The sequence below is a fragment of the Siccirubricoccus sp. G192 genome (assembly GCF_019084075.1).
GTDB lineage: Bacteria > Pseudomonadota > Alphaproteobacteria > Acetobacterales > Acetobacteraceae > G192.
This window is the reverse complement of record NZ_JAHREN010000001.1, coordinates 204,687-225,173: the sequence shown is the minus strand read 5'-3', so window position 1 is coordinate 225,173 and position 20,487 is coordinate 204,687. Positions and strand designations below refer to the sequence as shown.

General features: G+C 71.9%; 18 protein-coding genes, 1 tRNA gene and 2 pseudogenes. 5 read left to right on the top strand and 16 right to left on the bottom strand.

From position 1 onward, the window contains the following. Nucleotides 1-67: 67 nt before the first annotated feature. From KSF81_RS01040 to KSF81_RS28785, 7 genes and pseudogenes are all read right to left on the bottom strand, one after another. Entirely contained in the window at nt 68-1,210 is a 1,143-nt protein-coding gene (locus KSF81_RS01040; RefSeq protein ID WP_217377349.1) for an acyltransferase, read from the bottom strand. Nucleotides 1,211-1,431: 221 nt separating this feature from the next. Then, nucleotides 1,432-1,767 (bottom strand): thioredoxin TrxA, encoded by a 336-nt coding sequence (trxA, locus tag KSF81_RS01035; protein ID WP_217377348.1) that lies wholly within the window; start codon nt 1,765-1,767, stop codon nt 1,432-1,434. Between the two features lie 116 nt (nt 1,768-1,883). Further along, on the bottom strand, nt 1,884-2,354 hold the full coding sequence (locus KSF81_RS28800) for a PD-(D/E)XK nuclease family protein (RefSeq protein ID WP_309139685.1): 471 nt from the start codon (nt 2,352-2,354) through the stop codon (nt 1,884-1,886). A gap of 361 nt (nt 2,355-2,715) precedes the next feature. Next, nucleotides 2,716-5,367: pseudogene (addA, locus tag KSF81_RS01030) on the bottom strand (double-strand break repair helicase AddA); the annotation flags it as partial. Further along, on the bottom strand, nt 5,364-6,602 hold the full coding sequence (locus tag KSF81_RS28795) for a PD-(D/E)XK nuclease family protein (RefSeq protein WP_309139434.1): 1,239 nt from the start codon (nt 6,600-6,602) through the stop codon (nt 5,364-5,366). The pseudogene addA and the gene KSF81_RS28795, both read right to left, overlap by 4 nt. Nucleotides 6,603-6,616: 14 nt before the next feature. Continuing rightward, nucleotides 6,617-8,290, bottom strand: a complete 1,674-nt coding sequence (locus KSF81_RS28790; RefSeq protein WP_254453301.1) for a hypothetical protein — start codon at nt 8,288-8,290, stop codon at nt 6,617-6,619. Continuing rightward, nucleotides 8,250-8,498 carry a hypothetical protein gene (locus tag KSF81_RS28785; RefSeq protein WP_254453300.1) on the bottom strand — a complete coding sequence of 83 codons (249 nt, stop codon included), beginning with the start codon at nt 8,496-8,498 and terminating at the stop codon, nt 8,250-8,252. The genes KSF81_RS28790 and KSF81_RS28785 overlap by 41 nt, the downstream gene beginning before the upstream one ends. 197 nt (nt 8,499-8,695) lie before the next feature. Here KSF81_RS28785 and KSF81_RS01020 point away from each other — a divergent pair, with 197 nt between their 5' ends. After that, a complete protein-coding gene (locus KSF81_RS01020) occupies nt 8,696-9,673 on the top strand; it encodes a tripartite tricarboxylate transporter substrate binding protein (RefSeq protein ID WP_217377347.1) in 978 nt (325 codons plus the stop codon). 35 nt (nt 9,674-9,708) lie between these two features. On the opposite strand, the gene KSF81_RS01015 is transcribed toward KSF81_RS01020, so the two are convergent. From KSF81_RS01015 to tsaE, 3 genes are all read right to left on the bottom strand, one after another. Further along, complete coding sequence (locus tag KSF81_RS01015; protein ID WP_217377346.1) at nt 9,709-10,437, bottom strand: nucleotidyltransferase family protein; 729 nt, start codon at nt 10,435-10,437, stop codon at nt 9,709-9,711. 168 nt (nt 10,438-10,605) lie between these two features. Further along, nucleotides 10,606-11,595, bottom strand: coding sequence for an aminoglycoside phosphotransferase family protein (locus KSF81_RS01010; RefSeq protein WP_217377345.1), 990 nt, complete (start codon nt 11,593-11,595; stop codon nt 10,606-10,608). Next, nucleotides 11,592-12,065 carry a tRNA (adenosine(37)-N6)-threonylcarbamoyltransferase complex ATPase subunit type 1 TsaE gene (gene tsaE / locus KSF81_RS01005; protein ID WP_217377344.1) on the bottom strand — a complete coding sequence of 158 codons (474 nt, stop codon included), beginning with the start codon at nt 12,063-12,065 and terminating at the stop codon, nt 11,592-11,594. The genes KSF81_RS01010 and tsaE overlap by 4 nt, the downstream gene beginning before the upstream one ends. Nucleotides 12,066-12,250: 185 nt before the next feature. Here tsaE and KSF81_RS01000 point away from each other — a divergent pair, with 185 nt between their 5' ends. Continuing rightward, on the top strand, nt 12,251-13,285 hold the full coding sequence (locus KSF81_RS01000) for an NAD(P)/FAD-dependent oxidoreductase (RefSeq protein WP_217381513.1): 1,035 nt from the start codon (nt 12,251-12,253) through the stop codon (nt 13,283-13,285). Between the two features lie 239 nt (nt 13,286-13,524). Here KSF81_RS01000 and KSF81_RS00995 read toward each other — a convergent pair whose 3' ends face one another. The 3 genes from KSF81_RS00995 to gtdA form a co-directional block, all read right to left on the bottom strand. Beyond that, nucleotides 13,525-14,607 carry an IS5 family transposase gene (locus KSF81_RS00995; protein WP_217377343.1) on the bottom strand — a complete coding sequence of 361 codons (1,083 nt, stop codon included), beginning with the start codon at nt 14,605-14,607 and terminating at the stop codon, nt 13,525-13,527. A gap of 71 nt (nt 14,608-14,678) precedes the next feature. Beyond that, entirely contained in the window at nt 14,679-14,813 is a 135-nt protein-coding gene (locus KSF81_RS30840; protein ID WP_256444231.1) for a hypothetical protein, read from the bottom strand. 452 nt (nt 14,814-15,265) lie between these two features. Beyond that, entirely contained in the window at nt 15,266-16,354 is a 1,089-nt protein-coding gene (gtdA, locus tag KSF81_RS00990) for a gentisate 1,2-dioxygenase (RefSeq protein WP_217377342.1), read from the bottom strand. A gap of 113 nt (nt 16,355-16,467) precedes the next feature. Here gtdA and KSF81_RS00985 point away from each other — a divergent pair. After that, nucleotides 16,468-16,544, top strand: a tRNA-Arg gene (locus KSF81_RS00985). A gap of 105 nt (nt 16,545-16,649) precedes the next feature. Beyond that, nucleotides 16,650-18,230, top strand: coding sequence for a transposase (locus tag KSF81_RS00980; RefSeq protein ID WP_217377341.1), 1,581 nt, complete (start codon nt 16,650-16,652; stop codon nt 18,228-18,230). Nucleotides 18,231-18,262: 32 nt separating this feature from the next. Here the strand turns inward: KSF81_RS00980 and KSF81_RS00975 are convergent, their stop codons facing one another. Both KSF81_RS00975 and KSF81_RS00970 read right to left on the bottom strand, forming a co-directional pair. Beyond that, entirely contained in the window at nt 18,263-18,856 is a 594-nt protein-coding gene (locus tag KSF81_RS00975) for a transposase (RefSeq protein WP_217377340.1), read from the bottom strand. Further along, nucleotides 18,762-19,289, bottom strand: a complete 528-nt coding sequence (locus KSF81_RS00970) for a winged helix-turn-helix domain-containing protein (protein WP_217377339.1) — start codon at nt 19,287-19,289, stop codon at nt 18,762-18,764. The genes KSF81_RS00975 and KSF81_RS00970 overlap by 95 nt, the downstream gene beginning before the upstream one ends. Nucleotides 19,290-19,353: 64 nt before the next feature. On the opposite strand from KSF81_RS00970, the pseudogene KSF81_RS00965 reads away from it, so the two are divergent. Next, nucleotides 19,354-19,554: pseudogene (locus KSF81_RS00965) on the top strand (IS110 family transposase); the annotation flags it as partial. A gap of 731 nt (nt 19,555-20,285) precedes the next feature. Here the strand turns inward: KSF81_RS00965 and KSF81_RS00960 are convergent. Then, on the bottom strand, nt 20,286-20,453 hold the full coding sequence (locus KSF81_RS00960; protein ID WP_217377338.1) for a hypothetical protein: 168 nt from the start codon (nt 20,451-20,453) through the stop codon (nt 20,286-20,288). Nucleotides 20,454-20,487: the final 34 nt, after the last annotated feature.

Sequence of the window (20,487 nt, the reverse complement as noted above, 5' to 3'; positions counted from 1 at the left end):
GGGTGGTGATGGTAGCGATCTGCCCGGCCATGGCGGCGCGGGCATCCGCCCCTCCTGGCCTCGCTGCTCAGGGCGTCGCCAGGGTCACGGTCCGGTCCACGACGGGCGCCTTCCGCACCCTCTCGGCGGGCATGATCGAGAAGGGGCGCTCCACCAGCAGGAACAGCAGCGCGGAGCCGACCAGGGTCAGCAGGAAGGCGGGCGGCAGCAGCACCCAGAAGGCCATCTCGCCGAGCCGATGCACCGCCGGCAGGAAGCCCAGCACGAAGAAGACCATCTTCAGGACCAGGCCATGCACGAGGTAGTAGGAATAGCTCATATTGCCGAGCCACCGCAGCGGCCGGACGACCAGCATCCCGGCGACCGGCCCGCGATGCGCGAAGCCGGCGGCGCAGAGCAGGAAGCAGGTGGCAAAGAGCGCGGTGAACTTCGCAGCGCCCGGCAGGTCCTGGAGCAGCACGAAGCCGCAGGCGGGTATCGCCGCCAGGGCCGCCGGATCCAGGGCGGGGCCGGCCCTGGGGCGGCTCCTGAGGGCCGGCAGCAGCTCGGCGAGGATCATGCCGCAGGCGAACATGCCCATCCGGGGATGCGGCAGTTGCAGCACCTGAGCGGCGATGACGGCTGCCAGGAACACCGCGACCCTGGCCCCTGGACGCCATGCCCGCAGGCGCAGCATGGCGATCAGCAGGGGCACCGTCAGGTAGAAGAACATCTCATAGCTGAGCGACCAGGCGACGGTGATGATCGGCTCGATGCTGAAGATGCCGGGAAGCAGCAGGAGATTCGCCAGCACGTAGACGAAGCCGTTCCAGGCCCCGCTCGGCAGCTTGCTCTCGGAGGGCAGCAGGAAGGAAAGCACCAGATAGACGCCGAGGAGCACCGCGAAGGCGGGGTAGAGGCGCTGCACGCGCCGGCGCATGAAGCCGGGGAAGGGCTGCGGCCTGCGGATCAGGGTGCCGTAGATCAGGTAGCCGCTCAGCACGAAGAACAGATCCACGCCGGCATGGCCGACGGTCCGCAGCACCGCGGCGACCGGCAGGGCCAGGCCCATGATGTAGGGATCGACCAGGGTGCAGTAGTGGACGAAGAAGACGAGGATGACGGCGATGCCGCGCAGGCCTTCCATCGGCAGCAGCCGGCTGGCCTCGGCCTGGCCGAGTTCGAACCACTCCGCGAGGCGGGTCGGAAGCCTTCCCTGCCGCAACGCCATGCGCCACCCCTGGACCATCACCCCCCCACGGGGGAGAGGGCACAGCCGATAGACTGCTTGCGCCGGCGCAATGCCGTCAACCCGGGAGTTTGCCCCACGCCGCGCCGGTCCAGCGGGTGGCGGGAGCGGCAGGGGAAAGGGGCAGGCCAGCCGATGGCCCTATCGGCCGGCCTGTTTCGCGAGATCGGCCCGGGAAGGCCTGCCGCCGCTGATGCGGGGCCTCAGCCCTCGCCGATATTCCCCGCAATCCAGTCCTTCAGCGCGCCCTTGGGCAGCGCGCCCACCTTGGTGTCCAGCAGCTTGCCGTCCTTGAACAGCAGCATGGTGGGGATGCCGCGCACCGCGTATTCGTTCGGCGTCATCGGGTTCTCGTCGATGTTCACCTTCGCGATGGTGAGCTTGCCGTCATACTCCTTCGCGATGTCATCGAGGATCGGCCCGACCATCCGGCAGGGGCCGCACCACTCCGCCCAGAAGTCCACCAGCACCGGGCCGGAGGATTCCAGCACGTCCTGCTTGAAGCTTTCGTCGGTGACGGCCTTGGTCAGTTCGCTCATGGTTTCGGCTGCCTCGCTCCGGGGATCGGCCCCATTCTTGCCGCAAAGTCGGGCGGCGGGGCCTCGCGGTCAAGGATTCCGAAAAAGCGGGGCCGATATGCGTGCCATGCGTAACCTTACGGTTCATGCCCATCCAGCAGCGCCGGCGGCAGCGGCATGAGCCGGGCGCCATAGGTCCAGACCAGGGCGCACTCCACTTCCCGGCCTGGAAAAGCCTGTCGCAGCACGGCCCGATAGGCGGCCATCTGCCGGAGATAGAGCGGCGCCACATCCTCTGCCCTGGCCGGGGGCGGGCGGTTGGTCTTGTAGTCCAGCACCTGCACCCGCGTTTCCGTCACCACCAGGCGGTCCACCTGGCCGGCGACCAGGTGGCCGCCCACCCTTCCGGCGATCGGCGCCTCGGCCAGGCTGTCCGGGCCGAAGGCAGCGGCGATCTCCGGCAGGGCGAGCAGGGCCAGCACCTCGGCCAGCACCTCCGCCTGGTCCGGCTCGGCCAAGCCATGGCCGGGGCGGGCGAGGAAGCGGCGGCCAGCGGCCTCGCGCTCGGCGGGCGCGCGCTCCGGCAGGTGCTGCAACAGGGCATGCACCAGGCGGCCACGGCGGAAGCGGCGGCCCCCCGGGTCGGCGGCGCCATGCGGGGCGGCGGCGGGGGTCTCCTGCTCGCCCGGCAGGGCGGAGGGGGCGAGGGCCTCCTCCGCCGCCTCGGGCGGGGCGGGGCGGGTGGCCCAGCCGGGCAGGCTCTCGGCGGCGAGGATTTCGGCGGCGGCACGATCCTCGGCGGGCGGCACGGTCTGGGCGCAGTCCAGCCGCCAGGCGGGGGCGCCGGCGAAGTCGCAGGGGGGCGGGGGCGCCGAAGGCCAAGTGGTCGAAGGGCAGTTCCGCCGCGCCCCTCTCGCGCAGGCGGCGGAAGCCCTGGGCCACCATCCCGTGCCATTCCTCGGGCTCGTCGCCCCAGCCGCAGACCAGCAGCCGGTCCTCGGCGCGGGTCAGCGCCACATAGAGCAGCCGGTTTTCCTCCTCCCGCCGCTTCGTCTCCTCGGCCTGGAGCACGGCGCGATAGGCGGGGGCGTGGAATTCCTTGCGGTTCTTCGGCGCCCAGAGGGGCAGGTCGTTGCCCTCGGCCCCGGTCCAGCGCAGCGCCTTCTCGCCCTTTCCCGCGCCGATATCGGGCAGGATGACGATTGGCGCCTGCAAGCCCTTGGCGCCATGCACGGTCATGATGCGCACCGCATCGGCGCCGCTCTCGGCCTCCCGCTTCACCTCGGCGCCGCCGCGGCGCAGCCAGTGGACGAAGCCCTGCAGGCTCGGCGGCTGCTGCCGCTCATAGGTGAGCGCCGCGTTCAGCACCTCATCCAGCGGGTCCGCCGCATCGGGGCCGAGCCGCGCCAGCAATTTCGCCCGCCCGCCGAGGCCACCCAGCGCCCGCTCCCCCAGCACCTCCGCCAGCAGCGCATGCGGGGTGATGAGATCGGCGCGGTCGGCCAGCGCCGCCAGCCAGTCCGCCACCGCGCCGAGCGGCGTCTCCGCGCCCCGTTCCGCCATCAGCGCGCCCCAGAGCGAGCCGCTGCGGCCATGCGCCAGGCCGAACAGCGCCGCCTCCCCCAGCCCGATCAGGGGGCTCTTCAGCAGCGCAGCCAATTGCAGGTCGTCTTCCGGCAGCAGCAGCACGTCGCACAGCGCGAGCAGGTCCTGCACCGCGATCTGCTCCACCAGCGCGAGGCGATCGACGCCGCCCACCGGCACGTCGCGCTCCTTCAGCGCGCGCACCAGGCGCTGCACGAATTCGGTTCGGCGACGGACCAGCACCAGGATGTCGCCGGGCCGCACTGGGCGCGGCACCAGCGCCTCGGCACCCGTGGCGGGATCGCGGCGGCGGAGGCCGCGCGCCTCCAGCCGCTCGTGCCGGATCATATGCGCGATGCGCGCGGCCAGCGCCTCGGCCAGCAGCGCCGGCGCATCGGCCACGCGCTCCGGCCGTTCCGGCACCTGCCAGGGCAGCGGCTTCGGCTTTGCCGCCGGGCGCAGCAGCGGCCATAATTCCACGCAGCCGGCATGGCCGGCGCGGTCCGGCCGGTGCTCCAGCACCATGCCATCCGGCACCACCCCGGCCCGCGCCTCGCCCTCGGCGAAGACCGCATCCACCAGCGCCAGCACCGGCGCGGTGGAGCGGAAGGAGACATTGAGCTGCACCCGGCGGAAATCGCCGCCGATGCCGGTGACGCGGCTGCGGAAACTATCCTCCCATGTGCCGAAGCCGGCGGCATCGGCGCCCTGGAAGCCGTAGATCGACTGCTTGATGTCGCCCACCGCGAAGACGGTGCGGATGCGCTCGGCCGCCTGATTTCGCCGCTCCACCCCGGCGCCGGCGAAGAATTCCTCGGTCAGCGCCGCGGCGATGCCCCATTGCGCCGGGTTGGTGTCCTGCGCCTCGTCCAGCAGCACATGGTCCAGCCCGCCATCCAGCTTGAACAGCACCCAGGCGCTACCGGGGTCGCGCAGCACCTGCTGGGCGATGGCGATGAGGTCGTCATAGGCCAGCAGCCCGGCGGAGCGCTTGCGCGCCTCGTAGTGCCGCAGCACCGGGTCGGCCAGGGCCAGCAGCGCCTCGGTCGCGGCGAGCAGGCGGCAGGAGGCAAGCTGTTCCTGCACCGCCCGCAGCCGCGCCGCCTCCGCCTCCATCGCCGCATCGCCGGCCAGCGCGGTGCGGAGCGTGCCCTTGTCGGTATGGAAGATACCGTGCCAGTCCTGCCAGCGGGCCGCCCGATCCACCTCGCCCAGCGCCAGCCAGGCGCGCATCTTGCCGGCCAGCTCGCGCGGCGTCTTGTTCTTGTGGTTGAGCAGCGCCGCCGCCGCCTGGCCCACCGCATCCGGCACCTGGCACAGCGTCGCCACCACTGCCTGCTCATCCGCCCCATCCGGCAGGTCGAGCGCCTGGGCGAGCCGGAGCCGCATCCCCGCCACGCCGTTGCAGCCTTGCAGGCAGGCGGCGACGCGATGCCGCTCCCGCATCAGCGCCGCCACCACGGCGGAGAAATCCTCGGCCGAGACCAGCCCCGCCAGCAGCGCCAGGTTCTCCGGCGGTGCCTGGCCGCCGGCCAGCACGGCCTCCCGCGCATCGGCCAGCAACGCGGCGGCATCGGCCTCCTCCACCACGCTGAATTGCGGCGGCAGCCCCGCCTCCAGCGGGAAGGCGTGCAGCAGCGACTGGCAGAAGGAGTGGATGGTGGAGATCCGCATCCCGCCCGGCAATTCCAGCACCTGGGCGAAGAGCTGGCGCGCCCTGCTGCGCAGCGCCTCGCCGGGTTCGCAACCCAGCGCCTGCAACTGCGCATCGAGCCGCGCCTCATCGGCGCAGGCCCATTCGCCGAGGCGGCGGGCGAGGCGCGTCGCCATCTCCGCCGCCGCCGCCCTGGTGAAGGTGAGGCAGAGGATGCGGTTCGCCGCCTGGCCGTCCTGCAGCAGCAGGCGCAGCACGCGGTCGGTCAGCACCTTGGTCTTGCCGGAGCCCGCCGAGGCACCGACCCAGGCGGAGACCAGAGGGTCGGAGGCCAGTTTCTGCGCCAGTTCCGCCTGTTCGCGGGCCGGGACGGGCGCGTTCATGCCATGCCCCCGGTGTCTTCCGCACCGGCCCATTCGGCGATGCGCGAGAGGTGGTCGTATTCGCTGCCCGCCGGGTCGCGGCCGGGATGCGGGCGGGCGATGAAGGCGCCCTGTCCGAGCAGGAAGCGCAGCACCAGCCCGCGCAGGTTCTCCAGGGCGTCGCTGGCCAGTGTCTCGATCTCCTGCGCCTCCTCGCTCACGCCGCGCAACTCGCCCGGCTGCGGCCCGCCGGTGAGGCGCCAATAGAGCAGCGCCTCCGCCGTGCCGGCCGGGAGGTTCTGGAAGCCGCCCGCCGCGGCGATCGCCGCCTCCAGCACAAGCTGCGGTCGGCGCCCGTCCTTGGCCTGCACCACGGCCGGCAGGGTGCCGGTCTTGTAGTCGAAGATCGCCAGCCGGCCATTGGCCAGGATGTCGATGCGGTCGGCCCGGGCGGTGAGGGTCACGGCACGGCCATCGGCATGGCGCAGTTCCAGCCGGCCCGGCACTTCCGTGGCGCTGCGGGCAATGCCGCCGCCGCTCCGCGCCGCCTCCTCCTGCGCCAGGACGAATTCGCCGATGCGCAGCAGTCGCGGCCGCCAGAAGGCGACCAGCCCGGGCCGCGCGCCGCCGCGGGCCAGCGCCGCCTCGGCGGCCTCGGCGAACCAGGTCTCCGCCAGGTCGCGGCCGGGCCAGGGGCCGGTCGTGAGCCGGCGGATGAAGCGGGCCATCGCCTCATGCACCAGGTTGCCGTAATCCGCGGCGCCGATCTCGGCATCGAGGTCGTTCAGCGGCCGCAGCCGCAGCACCCGCCTTGCGTAATAGGCATAGGGGTCGGCGATCAGCGTCTCCACCTCGGTGACGGAGATCGCATCGGGCCGCGCCGCTGCCGGCGGGCAGGGTGCCGGGCGCTCGCAGGGCCTGACCTGCTCCGGCCGGTCGAGCCGCGCTGCCCAGCCCGGCGCCGCGCTGGCCGGCAGGGCCAGCCCGCCGGGATGCGCCGCGTCATGCTGCCCGGCCAGGAAGGTCTCGATACGGGTCAGCCAGCGGGCCGGCACGGTGGGGGCGCCGCCGCGCTTGGCCGCGCGCGAGAGCACCGCCTGCGGCGCGGCGCAGGCGGCCAGCAGGAAATCGGCGCAGACCCGGCCGATCCGGGCCTCGGGCTCCGGCAGGCCGAATTGGCCGCGCATCGGCCGGCTCATCCAGGGGCCGGGATCGGTGGCGAGCGGCCAGACCGTCTCGTCCAGGGCGCCGAGCACCACCCGATCGAAGGTCAGCAGCCGCGCCTCCAGCAGGCCGAGGATCTCGACGCGCGGATGCGCCCCCCTTCCCGCCCGCGGCTGCCGCGCAGGCTCGGCGCGGCGGCGCCGGCCATGGCGGCATCGAACAGCGCCGGCCAGGCGGCGGGCGAAAGCGGCCCGAGCGCCGCCATCGCCGGGCCGAGGCTGGCCAGATGCCCGGCCAGCGCCTCGCCCTCCGGCCCGGCATAGAGGCGCAGCCCGCCCGGCCGCTCCGCCGTGCCCGCCAGCGCCTCGGCCGCCGCCAGATGCGCGGCAAGCAGGTCGGCGGGTGGCCGGACAGGGCCTTCCGGCAGGGCGGTGAAACCGTCCAGCGCCGCCTCCAGCCGGTCCAGCAGCGCCATCACCTCGGCGCCGGCCTCCTCTTCGGCGCGGTCGCGGAAGGCGGCGCGGGCGGCCTCGCGCAGCCCCGCCAAGCCTGGCGCCGGGCGCGGCCCGCGCAGCGCCGCGCGTTCCAGCCGGCGGGCGGCGCGCAGCCAGGTGCCACGCTCCCAGCCGCCGGCGCAGAGCGGGTGCTTCAGCACCGACAGCAGCGGCACCGGCGCGAGATCGGCGGCCAGCATCCGCGCCAGCAGGCGGAGGAAGCCGCCGGCGGGGGTCTCGGCCAGGCTCTCGCCGGCACTGTCATCGGCGGTGACGCCGTGTCGCGCCAGTTCCGCCGAGACGCGGCGCGCGAGGTCGCGGTCCGGCGTCACCAGCGCGGCGCGGGCATGCGGGTTCTCCAGCGCCTCGCGCAGCGTGAGCGCGATGGCCGCCGCCTCCGCCTGGGCATCGGGGGCCAGTAGCAGCGAGAGCCCCTCGGTCGCCGCCTGCCACTGCGCCGGGCGGCGCGACTGCCAGGCGGGCAGCCCGGCCGCCGGGCGCAGCGCCATGCCGAGCAAGGCGGGGCGACCGGCCGGCACGGCGCGGGCCATGTCGTCTTCCGACCTCTCTCCTGGCAGGCAGCCGGGCCAGCGCCGCACATCCTCGCGCTGCGCGCCCAGCGCCTGCAACAGCCGCTGCTGGCCGCAGAAGGGATGCGTCGGCGCCTCGCGGATCGCTTCCCAGACCTCCTCGGCGCTGCGCTGGTCGACGCCGTGCAGCACCACCATGCCCCGAGGCAGTTCCGTCGCCACCACCCGCAGCAATTCCGCCGCCGCCGGGATGGTGCCGCCGACCCCGATGCCGGCGGCGATGACGGGGTGCTCGGGCGGCGCCGCCTGCCAGGCGCGGGTCTGGGCACGCAGCGCCTGCACGCGGCGCATGCCGATATCGAGCAGCCCCTCGCGTTGCAGGAAGCCCTGCCATTCCGCCACCACGCCCCGCATGAAGGTGAGCGTCACCTGCCAATGCGCCGCATGTTCCTCCGGCACCAGACCGGCCAGGCGCCGCAGCCATTCCTCGGCCAGTTCATCCGGCGGGCTGGCGGCGAGCAGGTCGAGGTCGCGTTCCTCCAGCGCGATCTCGTCCAGCAGGGTGGCCAGGGCGGCGGCCAGCGACCAGGCCTGTTCCGGCGTGGCCGGGCCGCCATAGCGCATCGGCAGGCGGCGCACGAGTTCGGTCAGTACCGCCTGGCGGCGCAGCGCATCCACCGCGGGCGGCAGGTCGAGCAGCGCGGGCAGCGCCAGCTCATCCGCATCCTCGGTCGAGAGCCCGGCCAGCGCCCGCATCCGCGGCAGCAGCAGCGCCTGGGGAATTCGCGACGCGCAGGAAGGCGGTGCGCAGCGCGCGGGCGGAGCGCCGGGTCGGCAGCAGGATGGTGACGCGGGAGAGCCGCTCCGGCGCCTCCGCAGGTTCTTCCCCTGGCATCTGCCGCAGCAGGCCGGCGGCGAGGCAATCCAGGAAGGGCAGGTGCGCCGGGATATCGAAGAGGTTCATGCCCTGCTGCTGGATGCGATCGCCTGTCTGGATCGACAGGGTCTAGAGCATACCGCGTCCGGGTGGAACCACAGGGCGATTCGCCTACCGGGATGGCCGGTGACGGAAAATTTTGGCTGTAACCGGGAGGATTATGATCTAGTGGCGCCAATTCGGGAGCCATGCGCCACCCGGCTTCGCCGGGGAGGAGACAGGTCATGAAACGCCGCGCCTTGCTCAGCGCCGCCACGACGCTGCCACTCCTGCCGCGCCCGGGACTGGCCCAGGCCGAGGGCCCCTGGCCGTCGCGGCCGCTCCGCATGGTCATCCCCTGGCCGCCCGGCCAGTCGACCGATGTGCAAGGCCGCCTGATCGCCCAGTTGCTGACCGAGCGCCTGGGCCAGCCGGTGGTGCCGGAGAACCGGCCCGGCGCCGGCGGGCAGATCGGCACCAATGCCGTCGCCAAGGCGGCGCCGGATGGCTATACGCTGCTCGCCGCCTCGATCGGGCCGATCAGCTTCCAGCCCCTGGTCAGCCGCACGCCCTACGATGTCGAGCGCGAATTGGCGCCGGTGGTGAGCTACGGCATCGCGCCTTTCATGCTGCTCGTGCGGTCGGATTTCCCAGCCACGGACCTCCGCGCCTTCCTGGCGCTGCTGCGCGCCAATCCCGGCAAGTACAGCCATAATTCCTCGGGCGTCGGCGGGGCGCAGCACCTGGTGACTGCGCTGTTCAACGCCAAGGCCGGAATCGAGGCGCTGCACGTGCCCTTCCAGGGCAGCGGACCGGCGCTGGCTGCGCTGCTCGGTGGCCATGTGAGCTACGGCATCGACACGCCGGCGGCGGCGATGCGGCTGGTGCAGGAGGGGCAGCTCCGGTCGCTCGGCATCACCACCGGGCGGCCTTCGGCGCTGCTGCCCGGCATGCCGCCGATCGCCGCAGCGGGTGGCCCGCCGGACTACGATATCGGCGGCTGGAACGGGCTGATGGCACCGGCCGGCACGCCGAAGCCGATCCTGGACCGGCTGGGGGCGGAGGTGCGGCAGGGCCTGGCGACGCCCGCGCTCCGCCGGCATTTCGAGGCGATCGGCGTCGAGGTCGAGGCGCGGGGACCGGAGGAATTCAGGGCGCTCCTGCGCGAGCTCTGGGGAACCTTCGGCGATCTGATCCGCCAGCTCGGGCTCCGGCTGGAGTAGCGCCGGGCCGCGCTATTGCCGGCCCGGCGGGTGTTTCAGAACGGCGCCCGGATCAGCCCTGCCTGCATCGCCGCCTCCGCCCGTTGCAGGTCGGGCGGGGTCGAGAGGTGGAACCAGACGCCGTCATGCACCAGCGCGAAAAGGCGGCCGGCCGCGATGGCGCGGTCATAGAGGCGGTTCAGGCTGAAGGGACCTTCCGGCGCGTCCTGGAACAGCGCCGGCGACAGGATCTGCACGCCAGCGAAGATATAGGGCGCCAACTCCCGCTCCTTCGGCCGCCGCAACTGGCCGATCGGGTCGAGCAGGAAATCGCCGCGCCCCACCTCGCCCTCCACCTGGGCGCTGCGGACCAGCAGCAGCAGCCCATCCATGCGCTCCGGGTCGAAGGCGGCAGCCAGGCGGGAGAGCGCCGGGGAGGGGCCGTTCAGCCAGACGCTGTCGCCGTTGACCACGGCGAAGGGGCCGGGGCCGAGCAAAGGCAGGGCGCGCGTCACGCCGCCGCCGGTTTCCAGCAGCACCTCCTCGCGTTGCAGGGTGATGCGCGGCGCCTGCCGCGTGGCGACCGCGGCGGCGACCTTCCCGGCCTGCCAATGCGCATTCACCACCGCGTCGGTGACGCCGGCTTCCTCCAGCCGGTCGAGCGCGCGGTCCAGCAGGCTGCGGCCCTGCAGCAGCAGCAGCGGCTTGGCGGTGGTCTCGGTCAGTGGCCGCATCCGCAGGCCGAGCCCGGCCGCCAGCACCATGGCATGGGAGAGGTCAATCATGCCTTCCTCCGATCGCTGGAGCGCAAGGCATGACAGGAGTCGGTGGGCATCATGCCTCCCCCCGATCGCTGGAGCGCCGCAGGGCGCGGAGGCGTGAAATCGGCGGGCATTATGCCTCCCTCCGATCGCTGGAGCGCCGCAGGGCGCGGAAGCGTGAATCGGCGGGCACTATGCAGCCTCCGTGCGGGATGGCGGGTTGCGGCGAAGCTCGTGCGGCACATGCGCGTCGAGGAAGTCCCGCAGCGGCGCGCAGGCCGGCTGCGACAGCGAGCGTTCGAGCAGCGCCCAGCAGCGCGGCCCATGCTTGAGGTAGTGCGGCTTGCCGTCCCGCCGGTCCAGCCGCACCCAGAGCGCGGCGACGCGCAGGTGCCGCTGCGCCCCATGTGCCGCCATGGCGCCGAGGAAATCGCCGCGGTCCAGCCCCGGCCGCAGTGCCAGGTAGCGCGCCAGCGCCGCGCGGCGCACCGCAGGCAGCACATCCCGCCGCGCATCCTCGACCAGCGAGACCAGGTCATAGGCGGGATGGCCGAGCGCCGCGTCCTGGAAATCCAGGATGCCGGTGCGGCGCGCGCCGCTGCGGCGGGGCAGGCGCATCAGGTTGGCGGGGAAGTAGTCGCGATGGACGAAGCCGCGCGCGCCCGCGAAGGGCGCCAGCATGGCCAGCAGCGCCGCCTCCAGGCCCGAGCGCACCGCTGCCTCCGGCGCGGCGCCGAAGGCTGCCGGCCACCACCAGTCGAGGAAGGTCGCGGCAGTGGCCTGCACCATCGCCGCCGCATCCCAGGCCGGCAGGCCGGGGGGTGGCGGCGCGGCATGCAGCGCCGCCAGCGCCTCGGCGGCTTCCTCATAGAGGGGCAGGGGGTCGGCGCCGGCATCGAGCAGCCCGGCATGGGTCGCCTCGCCGAAATCCTCGATCAGCAGGAAGCCGGCCGCGGCATCCTCCGCCAGGATCTCCGGTACCGAGAGGCCGGCAGCCAGCAGGTGCCGCGCCAGGAAGGCGAAGGGCCGCACATCCTCGGGCGGCGGCGCATCCATCAGCAGCGCCGGGCGCGGGCCGCCCAGCAGACGGGTATAGTGCCGGTGGCTGGCATCGGCGGGCAGGGGCTGCCGGGCGGCCGCGGCGAAGCCATGCGCGGCCAGGAAGGGTTCCGGGAACCTCATGCCAGCAGCGCCCCGAGGCGGCCGGCCCAGCCCGAGAACCTCGCCAGCCGCGCCTCCCCCGCTGGTCCATGCGCCAGGGCCAGGGTCAGCGCGGTGGGGTCCTCGGCGGTGGGGCGCAGCGCGCCCAGCCGGTCCGGCCATTCCACCAGCACGATCCCCTCCCGCGCCTCCTCCCAGCCGAGTTCGGTGAGGTCGGTCGGGCCGGAGAGTCGGTAGAGATCGAAATGATGCGCCATCCTGCCATCCGGCAGCTCGTAGGATTGCACCAGGGTGAAGCTGGGCGAGGGCACCTCCAGCGCCGGGTCGCCGGCCAGGTGCCGCAGGAACGCGCGGGCGAAGGCGCTTTTCCCGGCGCCGAGCGGGCCTTCCAGCAACAGCACATCCCCTGCCCGCGCCGCCGGGGCAAGGCGGGCGGCCAGGCGCCCGGTGGCCGCGAGATCTGGCAGATGCAGCGTGATCGGGCCTTCCATCGGATCGGAAACCTGGTGCCTGATGGTAGCAGAAGCGGGGCCCGGAGTATCGGGGCTCAGGGTCCGGGCAATCGGGCAGGGCGGTCGCAAGGGCGGTGTTCCGGGTTGCACGCGCCGGGTTTTGCGCGCTTTCGGGTCTTCCTCTATGACGCCCCGCTGGATCAAGGAAGACGGCAATGACGGCGATGGTGTCGGATGCACGCGCCGCGGTCACGACTGAGACGGATGTGGCGATCATCGGCGCCGGCCCGGTCGGGCTTTTCGCGGTGTTCGAATGCGGGATGCTGCGGATGCGCAGCGTGGTGATCGACGCCCTGGACGCGATCGGCGGCCAATGCGCCGCGCTCTACCCGGAGAAGCCGATCTTCGACATCCCGGCCCATCCGGCGATCGACGCGCAGGACCTGGTCGACCGGCTGGAGAAGCAGGCGGCGCCCTTCACGCCGCTCTATCTGCTCGGCCGCCGGGTGGAGGCGCTGCGCGAGGTGGACGGGATGTTCACGATCGGCACCTCGGCCGGCGACAGCATCAGGGCTCGCGCCGTCATCATCGCCGCCGGGGCCGGCGCCTTCGGCCCGAACCGGCCGCCGCTGGAGGGGCTGCACGGCTACGAGGCCAGCGGCGCGGTGCGCTACCTGGTCACCCGGCGGGAGGAGTTCCGCGGCCGCCGCGTGGTGATTGCCGGCGGCGGCGATTCCGCGGTGGACTGGGCATTGTCCCTGAAGGGCATCGCCAGGGTCACGGTGGTGCATCGCCGGCCGAAATCCCGCGCCGCCCCGGAAAGCGCCGCCCGGCTCGACGAGGCCGTGGCAAAGGGCGAGGTGGAGATGGCGATCCCCTACCAGCTGCATGGGCTGGAAGGCGACGGCGCGCGGCTCACCGGCGTCACGGTGGCAACGCTCAAGGGCGAGACCCGGGTGATCCCGGCCGACCACCTGCTGGCCTTCTACGGGCTGTCCATGGAACTCGGCCCGATCGCCGCCTGGGGGCTGGCGCTGGAGCGGAACCATGTCGCCGTGGCGCCCGCGACCTGCGAGACGAATATCCCCGGCATCCACGCGGTGGGCGACATCGCCACCTATCCCGGCAAGCTGAAGCTGATCCTGCAGGGCTTCAGCGAGGCCGCGATGGCAGCGCATGCCATCCATCCCCGGGTCTTCCCGGGGGAGGCACTGCATTTCGAATACAGCACCAGCAAGGGCGTGCCGGGGGCGGGTTAGAGCAAACTCCGTCTGGGTGGCGTCACCCGAGCGGAGTAAGTTGCTCGGCAGAACAAAAGACTACAGCGGATTCCGTGAGCCGATGCGAACGGAAAACGCTCTATCAGGCTGCTGAAATTCGCGCTGGATTAGCGGGCGTGGCGGGATTTGCCGGAGCTTTCGTCGGGCGCGCTGCCGCATACTGGCTGCCGGACGGGTTTTTCCGGTTTCTGTCGTGCCCTTCGGGCAGAGTCCGGGCGTCAGGCCGCCGCCAGCAGCTTCGGCAAGCGGACGAGATTGTAGGCGGCCATGGCGAAGGTGAACTGCCAGTCGATTTTGGGCAGCCCGCGATGGCGCGCCTTGCGCAGCCCGGCGATCGTCTTGGCCCAGCCGAACGCCTCCTCGATCCTTTTGCGGATGCGCAGACTGATCGCGTAGCCGGGGTGGCGGGTGGTGCGGCCGTCAATCGCCGAGCATCGTCCGCTGGTATTCTGCGCCAGATGCGGGGTCACGTTGATCTCGCGCAGTTCAGCCACGAAGTCCTGCGTATCGAAGCCCTTGTCGCCGCCCAGCGTGACCCGTTGCGGTCGCTCGCCATGGGGCTCGACCAGATGCAGCGCCGCCAGCCGCTCGGCATGGCCCGAAGCACGGGTGGCGACCGCGCCGACGATCAGCCCGTTGCGGTTCTCCATCAGGGCATGGCCCATGAAGCAGAGCTTGGCCTCCTTGCCCCGCCCCTTGCGGTAGAGCCGGGCATCCGGATCGGTCATTGAGGCATGGGTGTCGTTGCTTCGGCGCTGGCCATGGAAGTCCTGCTCGCCATTGCGGCCCGCGCCGGGTGGTGGGCCGGAGCCATCCTTCGGCCGGAAACTCTTGGTGCTGGCCCACGCCTCCAACAGCGTGCCATCCACCGAGAAGTGCTCGGTCGAGAGCAGCGCCTTGACCTTGGGCTGCGCCAGCACCGTGGCGAGGAACTTCACTGCCACATCGCCCGCCAACAGCCGGTCGCGGTTCTTGGTGAAGGTCGTGGCATCCCACACCGGGTCGTCGACGCCAAGCCCGACGAACCAGCGGAACAGCAGGTCGAACTCAATCCGTTCCACAAGCTGGCGCTCCGAGCGGATCGAGTAGAAGGCTTGCAGCAGCAGGGCGCGCAACAGCCGCTCGGGCGGGATCGAGGCCCGGCCGAAGGGCGAATAGAGCGCGCTGAACTCGGCCGATAGATCGGCCAGGGCGGCATTGACGATGCCCCGGATCACCCGCAGCGGATGATCGGTCCGGACCCGCTGCTCCAAATCCACGTAGCTGAACAGCGACCCAGCCACCGCATCACTGCCGCGCATCCCGGCTCCATCCCCTGCCGGGCGCAAGGAATCATGCAGGCGGCAATGCCGCAACGAATTTTAGCAGCCTGCTAGGCGCCGCCCTGCTTCCGCAGCAGTTCACCGAACCGGGCGGCGTCGCGGCGCGGGGCCTCGACCTTCAGGGTCACGGCGTCATCGGCGGGCAGGATGCTGGTGCAGCGCCGGTCGAGCGGGCCTTCGCGCACCAATGCCTCGATCGCCAGCTTGGCCGCCTCGGCATCGCGGAAGCGGCAGTGGAGGGTGACGGTGTCGGCGGCCGGCGCCGCCCCCCCTGTCCGGCATCATCTCATGCGGCGGCACTGCGCGGGCGCCCTGGGAGGCCGTGGCGGCGACGGGGTCGCTGGCGGGGAAGGTGTCTTCCACCCCGGTCTCGACATTGCGGTCGGGCGTCAATTCGGGGCGTTCGTTGCCCCGGGGCTTGCCGGTTTTGCTGGACATGGCGGTCCCCTCGATTTCCTGGTGGCGAACGCGCCGGCGGCGGAGATGGTTCACCGGCGCCGTTCCGCCCCCTGGTGCAAAAGGCCGGAAAGCCCGGCTCACAGGACGGGGCGCGGCGCGATATAGGAAAGATATCAGGGAGCGGCGCCGTGCCCGTCGCGGTGCCGGGGAAGCAGGATGGTAAGGCGGGCAGGGCGCCCTACCGCGCCAGCCTTTCCTCCCGCCACAGCCCCAGCTTCTCCTGCGCCGCCTTGTCGGAATAGCCGAACAGGATCAGTCGGTTTTCCGCCTGAAGTTGCAGCGCCTGCCAGGAGGGGACCACCAGCAGGTCGCGTTCCGCCAGGGCGAATTCGCGGCCCTCGACCAGGGCCATGCCGCGCCCCTCCACCACCACGAAGACGCTGCCATCGGTGCTGCGGCGCGCAAGCGTGGTGAAGCCGGCCGGCAGGTGGCGGACCTGAGCGGCGATGGTCGGCATCACCGGCCCGCCATCCGCCGGGTTCACGAATTCCAGGGCATGGCCGAGATGCGGGTCGGGCGCCTCGGCCGCCGCCAGGGCGAGCAGGCTCTCCCGCCATTCGGCATAGGGGTAGTGGAACAGCGGCTGCTGCGCCGGGCGGCGATCCGCAGCGGTGGCGCGGAAGGGCCGGAGGTTGCGGCCATAGCGGTGCAGGCTGTCGCCGGCAGGGATGGTTTCGCTCTGCGCCGGCTGGGGCAGGCGTTCGGCGAAGGAGGCGCCATAGAAGCGCACGGTCGGGATATCGAGCCCATCCAGCCAGATCATCGGTCGGCCGGAGGCATTGCCGTGGTCGTGCCACTGCCAATTGGGGGTCAGCACCAGGTCGAAGGGGCGCATCACCGCCTTCTCGCCATCCACGGCGGTGAAGGCGCCATCGCCCTCCAGCACGAAACGCAGCGCGCATTGGGTATGGCGGTGGCAGGGCGCCACCTCCCCCGGCAGGATCAGCTGGAGGCCGGCATAGAGGCTGGGGACGATGGCGGAACTGCCGGCCAGGCCCGGATTCTCCAGGATCAGTACGCGGCGCTCGGCCTGTTCAGCGCTGATGAGGTCGCCGGCCCGCAACAGGTAGCCCCGCGCCGGGGCATAGGCCCAGAGATGCGCCTGGGCGGGGGAGCGGGGGGTGGGCGTGACCAGCGCATGCAGCACTTCCCAGAGCGGATAGAGACTGTGCGGCTGCATCTCGGCATAAAGGGCCTTCAGCTGCGCCTGCTGGGTATTCGCGCCGGATGGTCCGGTGGGGGAGGTCTTATTGGGAGTGCTGTCCATGCTTCGTTCCTCCGCTGCGCCAGCATAATCCGGGCAGGCGGCGAGGGGGAGGCGGGGACAGTGGCGCGGCGGGGCTTCCGTTGGCGCGGCGGGCGCGCTATGGAGGCGGCGACGGACCCGTAGCTCAGCTGGATAGAGCGTTGCCCTCCGAAGGCAAAGGTCGCACGTTCGAATCGTGTCGGGTCCGCCAGATTTCCCAGAGTCTTAGCCGCATTTTCGGTAAGTGGGGCAAAACCTGTTGCGAGGGTGCGGTTTGCCCTTCCCAGGTGTCGGCTGGTCTGATTCCCTCGGGAGCATGGTCCCGCCTGCCGATCCTGACACGCTGTCGCCGGCCGAGCTGAAGGCGCTGGTCAGCGCCCTGCTCGGCGAGGTGGCGGAGCTCGAGCGGATTGTGGCGGCGCAGCGCGAGGAGATCGCCCGCCTCAAGGGACTGAAGGGTCGGCCCGCGATCAAGCCGAGCGGGATGGAGCAGGCGAGCGAGCCGACGCCGCCGCGCGAGCGCCCCGACCGTCGTGGCCGCGGCAAGGTGGTGCCGCGGGTGGCGGTGGAGGCGCGGGTGCTGCGGGCCACGGTGCCGCCCGGCTCGCGGTTCCAGGGCTACCAGGACTTCCTGGTGCAGGACCTCATCATGCGGACGGAGGCGGTGTGCTACCGGCGCGAGCGCTGGCTGACGCCGGAGGGGCGGCTGGTCGTTGCGCGCTTGCCGGGCGGGGTGGATGGCCATTTCGGCCCCGAACTCCGGCGCTACGTGCTCGCCCAGTACCATCAGGGGCAGACCACCGTGCCGCGGCTGGTGGCGCAGCTGTGGGCGGTTGGGATCGCCATCTCCAAACGGCAGGTCATGCGCCTGCTGATCGCCGGTCAGCAGCCGTTCCTGGACGAGAGCCAGGAGGTGCTGCGAGCCGGACTGGCGAGCGCGGCCTGGATCACGGTTGACGATACGGGCGCGCGGCACCGGGCGGTGAACGGCGCCTGTACGCAGATCGGCAACGCCCACTTCGCCTGGTTCGGCACCACGGCCAGCAAGAGCCGGCTGAACTTCCTGGAGCTGCTGCGGGCCGGGCACGGCGACTACGTGGTGAACGCCGAGGCGCTGGCCTACATGCGCGAGCGCGCCCTGGCCGGGCCGGTGATCGCCCGCCTGGAAGGCCATCCGCAGCGCGTCTTTGCGAACCAGGCGACCTGGGCCGCGCACCTCGAGCGGCTCGGCATCCGCAGCATGGAGGACAGCCTCGCGCCGGCGCGCCTGGCCACCGAAGGCGCGCTCTGGGGTGCCATCAAGGCACATGGCCTGCTGCCGGGGACGGTGATCGTCAGCGGCGATGCCGGCCAGTTCGCCGTCGGCGAGCACGCGCTCTGCTGGGTGCATGCCGAGCGTCTCGTCCACAAGCTCGACACCTTCACCGACCAGCAGCGGACTTCCCAGGCGCGCATCCGCGAGCTGATCTGGTGGTTCTACGCCGACCTGAAGGCGTACCAACGAGAGCCCAGCCGGCGCCGCCGGGCCGAGTTGCGGGTACGCTTCGAGCGCATCTTCAAGCGCCGCACCGGCTTCGTCGTGCTCGACCGATTGCTCGAGCGCCTGCACGCCAACAAGGCGGAACTGCTGCAGGGGCTGGACCACCCCGAAATCCCGCTGCACACCAACGGATCGGAAAACGACATCCGTGCCCAGGTCACCCGGCGCAAGATCAGCGGCGGCACCCGAAGCGACATGGGGCGCGACTGCCGTGACGCCTTCCTCGGCCTGGCCAAGACCTGCACCAAGCTCGGCCTCAGCTTCTGGGACTACCTCGGCGCCCGGCTCGGCATCGCCGGCCAGCCCACCATCCCGTACCTGCCCGACCTGGTCAGAGCGCGCTGCCAGAACGCCTGAACGCCACAGGTTTTGCCCCACTTACACGGAAGTTACGTAAGGCTCAGGCCGGCGTGCCGGAAACAGCCGATGATGAAATCTGCCCGGTGCTGCAAGCGGCGGAAGGCGCGTTGGACGCGCCGGTGGAGGTCGGCAATGCCGCAGGGCAGGGCGTTTTCCATGGTACGTTTGACCCAGGCATTGCAAGGCTCCTCGGGATTGAGGTCTGGGGCGTAGGCCGGCAGGTAGGCCACTGCGAAGTCGCGCGCATGGTGTGCCAGGAAGGCGGCGGTGCGGTGGGCGCGATGGGCGTTCAACCGGTCCCAGACGACCAGAAGGGGCCGGCCGATCATGCGCCGGAAATGCTGTAGGGCCTGGATCACCACTGGGCTCGACACGCTGCCTCGGACATGCCGGGCATACAACTGCCCCGCCGGGGTCACCGCGACCACGCTCGACACCTCGCGCCGCTTGCTCAGCCGCTGCAGTACCGGGGTCACCCCGCGCCGCGCCCAGGTCGTCCCCGGACGGGCCCGGAAGCTGTGGCCGGTTTCATCGAGGAAGACGATGGTGCGCCGCTCGCGGCGGGCCCGCTTTTTTGATTGCCGCCCAGGTGCGGCGCGGCCAAGCGGCGATCGCTCGTTCATCTCGCTCCCGCGCCCGGGTGGCCGGGCGTTGCACCGAAAAGCCGAACGCCTTCAGCGGCCGCTCCAGGTAGCACGGGTGGTAGGCCACCCCGAACTCCCGCCGGATCAGTGCCGCAATGCGCCGCAGGGTCCATTGCTCGGTTTCAAAGCCGGCCGCCACCGACCCCTGCGCCAAGACCTCGCCCAGGCGCTCCCAGGCTGGGGCATCGAGGCGCGCCGGCCGGCCGGTCCGTGGCCGCGGCCGCAAGCCGCGGCGGCCCTCTTGCGCCAGCGTCGCTGCCCAGCGGCACACGCTCGCCCCACTCACCCCGAGTTGCCGGGCAATCGCCGCCTGGCTCAAGCGCCCTTGCCGCAACAGCACCGCCGCTGCCAGGCGCCGCTCCTCCAACTGCTCAACCGTCAAGCGCGTCGGCCGCCAAGCATCATCATTCATGGGCACCTCCTCACGGACGTGCTGCCCCCCCTGAGCCTTACGCCCTTTCCGTGATGGTCAGTAGCTGTTCGAGGCCGCGGCCTGCCTGCTGGTGCGGGTGCAGAGGCCGTCGGCGCTCAAGGCATGGAGCCTCAAGCTGGTGGAGCGGCTCGGCTTCGAGCGCGCGGCGGTGGCCGTGGCCCGGAAGATCGGCGTCGTGCTGCACGCCATGTGGAAGGCGGACGCCCCGTTCCAGGCTTGGCCTGCCGTCCCAGCCGCGGCCTGATCACCTCCGAGTTCACCGGTTCCGCCAAGCAGGCGGACGCAGGCGTCCCTGCCGGAACGCGACGCAGGCCATCCCGCGGTGGGTCTTGCGGCCGGGCGACCGGACCGCGCGCTCGACATGGAGGGGTCTCGTCTCGAGGCGCGTGGTGCGGCGGCCACCGAGGCCGACCGCGGAAACAGCCACGCTCCGGCGGCGACGCGGCGTAGAGGGGCAGCAGAAAGGAGTTGACGAAAGAGGCCGCGATCAAGCAACCCACCTGATCCCGCTCGGCAGGAAGCGCCCGTCCCGCGTGCCGCCGGGCGAGACCGAGACGTGGATGTCGTGCGCGAGCGCCGCCGCGGCGAAGGGCGCGCCCTGAAGCCGCTGTTGCCGAGCAGGTCGCCCTCGAAGCCGAGCGCGGCCAGCCGCGGCAGCATTGGCAGGGTGCCCGCGCGGTCGTCCGTGTTGGCCGGCTGCAATTCCAGCCCCAGCTCCAGCAGCGAGCCATACTTGTCGCAGCTGGCAAACAGCTTGACACCCTTGACCAGCTTGCCGCCGTCGATGCCCCGGCCCCATGCACTCGGAGCCGAGCGGAGCGAGCGGCTGTCGAACACCGCCGCCGAGGGCAGGACCTCGTCGCCGTGGGCCAGGCGCCAGTCCAGCGCGAGGCGCTGGCCCAGCCGGCGTCACAGCCCCAATCGCGTCCAGCGGGCGAAGCTGCTGTGCAAGGTGGTGAAGGGAATGCCCGAGAGCTAGCCGGCGATGCGGCACTGCAGGCCGCCGAAGGTCAGCGTCCAAATCGGCCCGATCAGGCGCCGCCGTAAGCTGAGGTCCGGCTTGCGGCCACGGCGGTGCACGCCGACCCGCTCGCGGTCCATGGCCTCCAGTTCCGCCTCAACGGCAAAGACGAATACCTCCACCTCGGCCAGGACGTTCCAGCCGTCACCACGGCTG